Genomic DNA, 9,568 nt, shown 5'->3' on the forward strand with positions numbered 1-9,568 from the left:
GGTGGAGCCGGTCGCCGAGGGGGCCGCCGCCGCCCGGCAGCAGCAGAGTGCGGTACAGGGCGGCCCGCCCGGCCGCCCCGGCCAGGAACTCGGCCAGCGCGGCGGGCGGCCGCGCCGGGGCGCGCGCCGAGGGGCCGGTCTGCCAGGCGTGCAGGGCGTCGACCCCGGCGTGGACCACATCGGCGCACGCGTCCACGGCGAGCGCGGTGAGGTCCTCGTAGTGCAGGTAGAAGGTGGCGCGGCCGACCTCCGCCCGGCGGACCACCGCGGACACGCTCACCTCGGCGAGCGGCCGTTGCGCGCACTCGGCGAGGAGGCCCTCGCGCAGCCTCGCCTTCGTACGGGCCGTACGGGGGTCCTCGGGGCGTACGGAGGAGGTCACGCGGCCAGAAGCGCGGCGCCGAGGGCGAGCGCGCCCGGCAGGGCCTGGGCGAACAGGATGCGCTTGTTGGCGGTGGCCGCCCCGTAGACCCCGGCGATGATCACACAGACGAGGAAGAAGATCTGCGTGGCGAGCGAGTCGATGACCAGCGCCCAGACCAGGCCGGCGGCCAGGAAGCCGTTGTACAGGCCCTGGTTGGCCGCGAGGGGGGCGGTGAGGCGGGCGGTGTCCGCGTCGAAGCCGGACAGGGCGCGGCCCGGAGGCCGCTGCCACAGGAACATCTCCAGGACCAGGAAGTACGCGTGCAGCGCGGCGACGAGGCCGATGAGGACGTGAGCGACCGCGTGCATGGCCGCCTCCACTTCTCGGAAGGGTCGGGCGGGGATGGCCGTGGCGGCGCCCCCATTTCCTGGACAACTGTACAGGAAGTCCTTCCGGCGGGTACGGGTGCGGGTGCGGGTGCGGGTGCGAGGGCTGGTGTGCGTGCGGGGCCGGGGCCGGCGGTGTGCTCCGGCGGGCCCGGCCCCCTTCGGCTTCCGGCTGCCGGCCTTCAGGCCGCCCCCACCGAGATGGCCGAGACCGGGCAGGCCCGGGCGGCCTCGCGGACCAGTGCGCTGCCCGCGCCGTCCTCACGGCCCGGCAGCAGCTGGCTGATGCCGTCGTCGTCCTGGGTGAACACCCCGGGCGCGGTCAGCGCGCACTGTCCGGCGCCGATGCACGCCCCGGTGTCGATGCTGATCGCCACGCGGCCGGCGGGCCCGCCCCGCACCACGCCCCTCACCACGCCACGGGGAGTTCGACCATGCCCTGGATCGTGTCGCCGGGCTTGAAGGGGATGCGGTCCGGATCGGCCGCCAGCCGCAGGCCGGGGAGCCGTTCGAAGAGCGCGGACAGGGCGATCTCCATCTCCGCGCGGGCCAGGTTCTGGCCCAGGCACTGGTGGATGCCGAAGCCGAAGGCCAGGTGGTGCCGGTTGGGCCGGTGCCAGTCCAGCCGGTCGGGTTCGTCGAAGACCTCCCCGTCGCGGTTGATGACGGACGTGGAGAAGACCACCCCGTCGTCCGTGCGGACCGTCACCCCGCCGACCTCGATGTCCTCGGTGGCCACCCGCAGCATCCCGTCCGCGATCGACAGGAACCGCATCAGCTCTTCGACGGCCGTCGGCATCAGCTCGGGCTCGGCCCGCAGTTCGGCCAGCTGTTCCGGGTGCCGCAGCAGGGTGAAGGTGCCGAGGGAGATCATGTTGGCGGTGGTCTCGTGCCCGGCGACCAGCAGGATCACCGCGAGCGAGACCAGCTCCTCGACGTCGATCTCGCCGGTCTCCAGACGCCGGGCGATCAGTTCGTCGAGCAGTCCCTCGCCGGGCTCCCGGCGTTTGCGCTCGACGAGGTCGACGAGGTACGCGTCCAGCCGCCGCCGGGCGTCCTCCACATCGGCGGCCTCCGGTCCGCGCAGCAGCCGCCGCGACTGCCCCTCGAAGAACTCGTGGTCCCCGTACGGGACTCCGAGCAGGGCGCAGATCACCATCGAGGGCACCGGCAGGGCGAAGGCGCTCACGAGCTCCGCCCGCGGCCCCGCGGCCACCATCCCGTCGATCAGCCGGTCCACGGTCTCGCGGATCCGCGGGCGCAGGTCGGCGGTCCGCTTCAGCGTGAAGCTGGGGATCAGCATCCGGCGCTGGATGTTGTGCTCGGGGTCGTCGACCCCGAGCAGCGCGGTGCGCCGGACCTTCAGGCCCGCGAACCGCTTCGTGGGGGTGGGGAACGCGGCGTTCTCGCGGTCGGTGGACAGCCGCCCGTCGGAGAGCAGGGCGCGCGCCTCGGCGTGCCCGGTGACGACCCATACGGAGCGTCCGTCGAAGAGGGTGACCCGGGAGAGCGGGCGGCCCTGCCGCAGTGGCTCGTACGCGGCCGGCGGGTGGTAGGGGCAGGTTCGGTCCTGGGGGAACGCGACGGTCTCGGACATGAAGCACCTCGCTGCGATGGTTCCGTCTTGCCGGACTCCATTACATGCCTGAGGCACCTATCCGCCCTATGCCACTTTCGGCCAGATCACCCAAGTTCGCCCACAGAGCCCAGTCGGCGGGGTGCGAATCCGGGGGGCGTCCGGTGGGTGGGTGGGTGGTGGAGGTGGGCAGAGGGTGGTGGGCGGTGGGCGGCGGGCGTCCTACAGATGCGCGTCCAGGAACTCCCGGAACTCCTCGCGGGTCATCGGTCCGGCCTGGCTCGCGACCGCCGCGCCGTCCTTCAGGAGCACGGCGGTCGGGGCGCCGGTCACCCCGTAACGCCTGGTCGGGCCGGGGCAGCGGGTGATGTCGGTGCGTACGGCGGTGAACCGCGTCCCGTACTCCTGGGACAGCTCGGCCACGACCGCGTCCATCGCCCGGCAGCCCTCGACGGCCTTGGGCCAGGTCCCGCAGAAGTAGGCGAGGACCGGCCCGGGCGTCATGGAGAGGATGAAGTCGAACTCCTGGTCCTCCAGTGGCTGGTGTACCCGACGTGCCATACGTGCCGCTCCTCGCTCGCGCGTCCCGCCGGTGGTCGCCGGGCCGCCCCTCATCATCGCCGGTCGGCGCGGCGGCCCGCGCCGGGCCCGTTGTCAGTGGCGCCTGTGAAGCTGGGCCCATGGACGACAGGATGCTCCGGCGCCGGGTCTACGGCGCCGACCACGACGACCCCGACCCCGGCCCCCGCCCCGGCCACGTGTACGGCGAACTCGTGGGAGGCCCCCTCGACGGGCTCCTTCTCGACGTCACCGGCTGGAGCGCGCCCCAGCTCGCCGAAGAGGCCCGCCTCCCCACGGAGATAGGGCGCTACGGCGCCGGCGGCCGCGCCCACTACCGGCGCCGCCCCGCCGATCCGGGCCGCTGGGACTGGACGGGCGACAGCCGCTGACGGCCGAACGCCGACCGGTGTCCGCGCGACGCTGGCGGCGTCGGCGTCCGTGTCCGCGTCGGCCGACCCGACTGAGCCCCCGGTCCGCCGACGTGTGACCGGGGGCTCGTACCGCACTTCCGGCGAGGCCCCGCGACCGGATGCGGGCCGGATCCGGGGACGTGCCGGATACGGGTACGTGCCGGACGCCTCAGCGGCCCGCCGCGTTGCGGCTCACGCTGCGGGCCCACAGCACCAGCGGCACCTGGAGCGGCAGCCGGGCGAGCGTCGCGGCCCGGGCGGCGGGGGAGCCGCGCCGGGCATCGGCGGCCATCTTCACGTTCGCCGGAAGGACCCCGACGAAGAACACCGCCGCGGCCAGTGCCGCCGTACGCCGGGTCCGCGGATGGGCGACGCCCGCGGCGAGGGCGAGCTCGGCCACCCCGCTCGCGTACGTCCACTGCCGCGGCCGGCCCGGCAGCGAGCGGGGGACCATCGCGTCGAACGGCCGGGGCAGGGCCGCGTGGGCGACCGCGGACCCGGCCAGCAGTCCGGCGAGGAGCAGGGGGGAGGAGGGGCGCGGCATCGGGTTTCCTCTCGGGAGCGGCCTGGGCCCGCCGATCCTACTCGCGGGTAGCAGCCGGGGGGAGGGTCCGGACGGCCGGTCCGGTGGCCGCTCCCGAAGTTTCTTTGAAGAATCTTCCGGGAGCTGTCGATCCGGACGCCTCCCGTTCGACGCAGAGGTGAGAGGCGGGGAACGGCCCCGCCCTCGCGACCGAGGAGTCACCATGCCGCGCTTCCTGACGATGATCCGCATCGACGAGCAGAACCAGCCCACCGAGGGCTTCCCCGCCGACTTCGAGCAGCGCATGGGCGCCCTCCTGGAGGAGATCACCAAGGCCGGGGTCATGCTCGACACCGCCGGGCTGCTCCCCACCTCCGAGGCCACCCGGGTCGGCTGGTCCGGCGGGAAGATCAGCTACACCGACGGCCCCTTCACCGAGACCAAGGAGGTCGTCGGCGGCTACTCCCTGAGCCAGTGCAAGGACAAGGCCGAGGCCATCGAGTGGACCAAGCGGTTCCTGGAGATCCACCCGGCCCACTGGAACCTCAGCGCCGAGGTGCGCGAGATCCAGGAGATGTGACCCGGCGGCGTCCCGCGCCGCGTTTGCCCTGCCGCGTCACGGCTGCTCTGATGGGTGGCCGTGACGGCAGTGAGTACGGCCCAGGCGGTCGAAACGGTGTTCAGGATCGAGTCCGCGCGGATCATCGCGGCCGTCGCCCGGATCGTGCGGGACGTCGGCATCGCCGAGGAACTCGCCCAGGACGCCGTCGTCGCCGCCCTGGAGCAGTGGCCCGCCACCGGCGTCCCCGACCGGCCGGGCGCCTGGCTCACGGCCACCGCCAAGCACCGCGCGATCGACCTCGTCCGCCGCAAGGAGACGTACGCGCGCAAGCTCGCGGAGGTCGGCCGGACCCTGGAGGACGTGCCGCCGCCCGCCGAGCCGGCCGACCCGGACGACATCGACGACGACCTGCTGCGGCTGGTCTTCACCTCCTGCCACCCGGTCCTGGCGACCGAGGCCCGGATCGCCCTCACCCTGCGCCTGATGGGCGGACTGAGCACCCAGGAGATCGCCCGCGCCTTCCTCACCTCGGAGGCCACCGTCGCCCAGCGCATCGTCCGGGCGAAGCGGACGCTGGCCAAGGCGGGCGTCCCCTTCGAGGTGCCGTACGGGACCGACCGCGACGAGCGGCTCGCCTCGGTGCTGGAGGTCATCTACCTGGTCTTCAATGAGGGGTACTCGGCGACCGCGGGCGACGACCTCGTCCGCCCGGCCCTGTGCGAGGACGCCCTGCGCCTCGCCCGCGTCCTGGCCGCCCTGATGCCCGCCGAGCCCGAGGTGCACGGGCTCGCCGCCCTGCTGGAGTTCCAGACCTCCCGGACCGCCGCACGCACCGGCCCCGCCGGCGAGCCGGTGCTGCTCGCCGACCAGAACCGGTCCAAGTGGAACCGGATGCTCATCCACCGGGGCATCGCGGCGATGCGGCACGCGGGAACCGGCCCGTACTCCGTCCAGGCCGCCATCGCCGGCTGCCACGCGGCGGCCGTCCGCTACCAGGACACCGACTGGACGGCCATCGCCACCCTGTACGGCAGGCTGGTCCTCCTCGTCCCGTCCCCGGTGGTGGAGCTGAACCGGGCGGTGGCCGTCTCGATGGCCCAGGGGCCCGAGGCGGCGCTGCCGCTGGTCGACGCCCTGGCGGCGGAACCCGCCCTGCGCGCCTACCACCTGCTGCCGAGCGTACGGGGCGACCTGCTGGAGCGGCTCGGCCGCCCGGCGGAGGCCCGTGCGGAGTTCGAGCGGGCCGCCACCCTCACGCACAACGGGCAGGAGCGCGCCCTGCTCCTCCAGCGCGCCGCCCGCCTCTGAACGGGCGGGAAACCGGTTCGCGGCGGCCGCCCCGCCTCAGCCGCGGCGGGCGAACGCGGCCACGTCGAGCGGCGTCCGCGCCGGGCGCCGCGGCGCGGTCAGCGCGATGGGCCGGCCGAAGCCGCCGGAGCGGGTGACCTCCCGGACCGTCTGGCTCAGTGCCTCCTGGAAGTCGCCCATGGTGCGCCGGGCCGCGGCGGTGTCCACGTAGAGCGAGTTCATGTGCAGCCCCTCGGCGTCCCGCTGGAACCAGGAGCACGCCCCGTTGGCGCGCGCCGACCACACGTGCGTGGCGGGCCGCCACTCGTCGTGCCGCTCGGCGCCCCGGCACTTGCGCATGTCGATGTACGAGAAGAAGTTCACCGGGTACGGCCAGGACCGGGCGGCGAAGTCCTCGGGGGCCAGCAGCTCCCACGCCCGGACGAACGGCACGTCGATGTGCCCGATCATCTCGCCGAACCCGGCCCGGACCCCCGCCATGACCTGGCCGAAGTCCCGGCCGGGCGAGGCGTCGAACTCGATCGGCATGGTGTTCACGAACCAGCCCACCGAGTCCGCCCACGTATCGCGGCCGCGCTCGCTGACCGGCATCAGCCCCCGGTAGACCCCGGGCCCGCCCGCCTCGCGCAGACACACCGCGACCGAGGCGAGCACCCCCATGAACGGCTTGCCGCCGACCGACAGGCACGTCTTCTCGAAGACCTCCGCCTCACCGGAGTCCAGCAGCAGCGACGCCTCGTTGACGATCGGGTACATCCGGCCCGGCTCCACGCCGAGGTCCAGGGGGAAGCGCGGGAAGAACTCCCCTTCCGGGCCCATGAAGGACTTCCAGTAGTCCAGCCGCCCGTCGTCGGAGTCGATGGACAGGTAGCGGCGGCGCTGCTCCTCCGCGAAGTCCAGGTAGCTCGGCGCGGCCTGGGCCTCGATCTCCTCGCCGCGGCACAGGGCCTCGTACGCCGTCATCACCTCCTGGACGACCACCGGCATCGACATGCCGTCGCACACGATGTGGTCGAAGGCGAGGTAGACCGTGGCCGAGTCCTCGCGGAGCACCGCGCCCATGACGAACAGCGGCCACGACAGGGTGTCGATGCTCCGGGTGAACCGCTCGACGAGGAAGCCGCGCAGCCGCTCCGAGGTGTCGAACGTCCCCACGTGCTCGGCGTCGAGGGCGAGTTCGCCGGGTGCGAAGGGCTCGCAGGCGAGCTCCCCGGCCAGCCGCCGGAACGCGCACCGCAGCACCTCGTGGCGCTGCACGAAGGTGAGCAGCGCCCGGGCCAGGGCCGGTTCGTCCAGTGCCCCGGCCACCTCGAAGGTGACCGCGAGCCACGAGGCGACGGGGTCGTCGGCGGCCCGGCTCTCCTCGGCGACGGTGAAGTGCTTGTCCTGGTTGAAGGACGCCCTCCTGCCCGCCCCTTCGCCCCGGCCGTCGGCTTCCGCCGCCGTGGACCGCAACCGCCACTCGACCACCCGACCGGGTGTCACGTGGTGCATCTCCAGAGGAAACTGCCGCATACCGTCATCCCTTCGCCCCCGAGTCAACCCCCAGGCCCTAACGACCCCCGGGCCGGGTAAGTGACGGAACACTCGGGGCGGAGCCGGGGAAGCGCTGTGGCGGGGTGGCCCGGCGGCGCGCGGTTCAGGCGCCGGACTCGCCGGAGCCACCGGCGGCGCCGTGGCTGTCCGGGCGGAGTTCGATGTGGTCGGAGGCGAGATCGACCGCGACGCGGTGCTCCATGCCGAGGGCCTCGAGGAACGTGTGCGGGAGCTGGACGCGGCCGGTGCGGTCGAGCATGACGTACTCGCGTTCGCTCACGGATTCGCCGCCGTGTTCGTCGGTGACGGTGCGCCGCAGCACCTCGGTGCTGGTGCGGCCGTCGCGCATGGCGACCGTGCGCCGGACCTCACCGGCCACGAGGGGGTCGTGGGTGACGATGACCACCGTCGCGCCGAGTTCCCGGTTCACGGTCCGGAAGGCCTCGAAGACCGCCGCCCCGGTCTCGGAGTCGAGCTCCCCGGTCGGCTCGTCTGCCAGGAGGACGGCGGGATCGTTGGCCATGGCGACGGCGATGGCCACCCGCTGCTGCTGGCCGCCGGAGAGCGCGGCGGGCCGGCGGCCGGCGAGGTCGGCGATGTCCAGGGCCTCCAGCAGCTCGGCGGTGCGCGCCGCGTGGCGCCGGGCCGCTCCTCGCCGGCCGCCCCGCAGCTGCATCGGGAGCGCGATGTTCTGCGCGGCGGTCAGGAAAGGGAGCAGGTTGCGCGCCGTCTGCTGCCAGACGAAGCCGACGGCCTCGCGGCGGTAGCGCAGCCGGTCCCGGGGGGACATCTCCAGCAGGTCGTAGCCGCCGACGGTGGCGCTACCGGCCGTCGGGACGTCCAGCCCGGCGAGAATGCCCAGCAAGGTGGACTTCCCGCTGCCCGAAGCACCGACCAACGCCATCAACTCACCCTGTGCGACGGTCATTTCGAGCCCCTGCAGGGCTTGGACCTCCACCCCGGCCGTGGTGAAGACGCGGACCAGGCGGTCGCAGACGATCGCGGTCCCGGCCGCGTGCCCGCGGGGTGCGGCGGCGGCCAGCGCCCGCTGCCGCAGCTCCTGGTAGGTCGGCGCCTCGCTGCTCATCGCTGGTCTCCCGCTCTCAACTCGGTGGTGATCTGTCGCCTGCCGGATATCGCGGCCTCGGCCAGCACGACCGCCGACACCAGGCCCGCCAGGCCCAGCGACTGGGACAGTACGGGCCACACGTGCGGCCGCAGCCCGGTCGGCACCGGCGAGCCGACGAGCGTGGACAGGTCCACGGCCGGCCCGAGCAGGGCCACCGCCGACAGTGCCACCAGCGCACCGCCGAACGACGCGGCCAGCGCCTGCGGCAGGGCCTCCGCCAGGATCAGCGCCACACCCTGCCGGGGCCGCAGGCCCATGGTGCGCAACCGGGCCAGCAGCGCGGGCCGTTCGGGCGCGGCCCGGACCAGGGTCAGCAGTACGGCCAGCAGGGCGAAGCCCGCCGCGCCCGCCAGCGAGGCCCAGAACAGCCGGCCGGCCGACCGCTGGAGCGGGTCCGCGGCCAGCCCGGCCACGATGCCGGAGCTGGTGGCGGTCCGGTACTGCTCCGCCGTCGCCCCCGCAACGGTGGAGGTGACCAGCCCCGCGAGCCGGGCATCGTCGGTGAGGCCGGTCGCGAACCACCGGTTGGGCCGGGCGGACCCCGGCACGGCCGCGGCCGCCGGCCCGGCCGGCAGCACGATCGTGGCCTTCGCGGAGGCGTCCAGCGCGGGCGTCCCGTCCACCACGGCGGCGGCCCTGACCCGGAGTTCGTCACCGCCGACCCGCAGCCGCAGTGCCTCCGGGCCCGCGCCCGCCGGGCCGACGAGGTCACTGCTGAACAGGGCCGGCACGGGGGAGCCGGGGCCGCCCGCCGCGAGGACGCCGGGATCGAATCCGCCACGCCCGGCCGTCCGGGCCAGGTCGGCGTACGCCACCGGATCGGCGACGACCACCGTGACGTGGGGGGAGCCCTGGGCGGCGCCGAACAGGAACGCGTCGTCGCTCGTCCACACGGGTACGGAGGTACGCACTCCCGGCAGCGCGGCGGCGGCCCGGACCAGCTCCTGCGGCAGGGGGTCGCCCTCCCGCGCGAGGATCCGGCTGTCGCCGCCGACGGCCTGCCGGGCCGCCTCCAGCCGTGAGGAGTCCACCGAGCCCAGCACGGTGACCCCGAACCCGGCGGTGGTCACCGCCAGCAGCAGCGCCACCAGCGGCAGGGCGGTGACGGTGTCGGTCGGGTGACCGTCGTCGGACGGGTGGCTCACCAGCTCCGGCACCGCCGTCAGCGGGCCGTCGATGTCCAGCTCGATCCGGTCGGTGCGCACGAGGCGCC

Annotated in this window: 11 protein-coding genes and 1 pseudogene; 3 read left to right on the forward strand and 9 right to left on the reverse strand. The window is 74.3% G+C overall.

Annotation, left to right across the window (positions count from 1 at the left end):
- From ABT106_RS28705 to ABT106_RS28725, 5 genes are all read right to left on the reverse strand, one after another.
- A partial coding sequence (locus tag ABT106_RS28705; RefSeq protein WP_351283053.1) for a TetR/AcrR family transcriptional regulator occupies positions 1–382 on the reverse strand: 382 nt, incomplete at its 3' end.
- The gene (locus ABT106_RS28710) at positions 379–732 is read right to left on the reverse strand and encodes a DUF1304 domain-containing protein (RefSeq protein WP_351283055.1); all 354 of its coding nucleotides are present in this window, start codon (positions 730–732) and stop codon (positions 379–381) included. The genes ABT106_RS28710 and ABT106_RS28705, both read right to left, overlap by 4 nt.
- Before the next feature lie 200 nt (positions 733–932).
- Positions 933–1,127 carry a ferredoxin gene (locus tag ABT106_RS28715; RefSeq protein ID WP_351283058.1) on the reverse strand — a complete coding sequence of 65 codons (195 nt, stop codon included), beginning with the start codon at positions 1,125–1,127 and terminating at the stop codon, positions 933–935.
- A 32-nt stretch (positions 1,128–1,159) separates the two neighbouring features.
- Positions 1,160–2,347, reverse strand: coding sequence for a cytochrome P450 (locus ABT106_RS28720; protein WP_351283061.1), 1,188 nt, complete (start codon positions 2,345–2,347; stop codon positions 1,160–1,162).
- A gap of 201 nt (positions 2,348–2,548) precedes the next feature.
- The gene (locus tag ABT106_RS28725; protein WP_351283063.1) at positions 2,549–2,887 is read right to left on the reverse strand and encodes a thioredoxin family protein; all 339 of its coding nucleotides are present in this window, start codon (positions 2,885–2,887) and stop codon (positions 2,549–2,551) included.
- 119 nt (positions 2,888–3,006) lie between these two features.
- Between ABT106_RS28725 and ABT106_RS28730 the strand changes: the two genes are divergently transcribed.
- A complete protein-coding gene (locus tag ABT106_RS28730) occupies positions 3,007–3,276 on the forward strand; it encodes a hypothetical protein (protein ID WP_351283065.1) in 270 nt (89 codons plus the stop codon).
- 190 nt (positions 3,277–3,466) lie between these two features.
- Here ABT106_RS28730 and ABT106_RS28735 read toward each other — a convergent pair whose 3' ends face one another.
- A complete protein-coding gene (locus ABT106_RS28735; protein WP_351283067.1) occupies positions 3,467–3,841 on the reverse strand; it encodes a DoxX family protein in 375 nt (124 codons plus the stop codon).
- Between the two features lie 202 nt (positions 3,842–4,043).
- On the opposite strand from ABT106_RS28735, the gene ABT106_RS28740 reads away from it, so the two are divergent.
- Both ABT106_RS28740 and ABT106_RS28745 read left to right on the forward strand, forming a co-directional pair.
- Positions 4,044–4,400, forward strand: coding sequence for a YciI family protein (locus ABT106_RS28740; protein WP_351283070.1), 357 nt, complete (start codon positions 4,044–4,046; stop codon positions 4,398–4,400).
- Between the two features lie 69 nt (positions 4,401–4,469).
- Positions 4,470–5,690: an RNA polymerase sigma factor gene (locus tag ABT106_RS28745; RefSeq protein ID WP_351283079.1), complete on the forward strand. Its 1,221-nt coding sequence runs from the start codon at positions 4,470–4,472 to the stop codon at positions 5,688–5,690.
- A 36-nt stretch (positions 5,691–5,726) separates the two neighbouring features.
- Here ABT106_RS28745 and ABT106_RS28750 read toward each other — a convergent pair whose 3' ends face one another.
- The 3 genes and pseudogenes from ABT106_RS28750 to ABT106_RS28760 all read right to left on the reverse strand — a co-directional run.
- Positions 5,727–7,205 (reverse strand): condensation domain-containing protein, encoded by a 1,479-nt coding sequence (locus ABT106_RS28750; protein ID WP_351283073.1) that lies wholly within the window; start codon positions 7,203–7,205, stop codon positions 5,727–5,729.
- 124 nt (positions 7,206–7,329) lie between these two features.
- On the reverse strand, positions 7,330–8,313 hold the full coding sequence (locus ABT106_RS28755) for an ABC transporter ATP-binding protein (protein WP_351283076.1): 984 nt from the start codon (positions 8,311–8,313) through the stop codon (positions 7,330–7,332).
- A pseudogene (locus ABT106_RS28760) lies at positions 8,310–9,568 on the reverse strand (hypothetical protein); the annotation flags it as partial. The pseudogene ABT106_RS28760 and the gene ABT106_RS28755, both read right to left, overlap by 4 nt.

The organism is Streptomyces sp. NPDC002044, assembly GCF_040296725.1.
Lineage (GTDB): Bacteria > Actinomycetota > Actinomycetes > Streptomycetales > Streptomycetaceae > Streptomyces > Streptomyces antarcticus.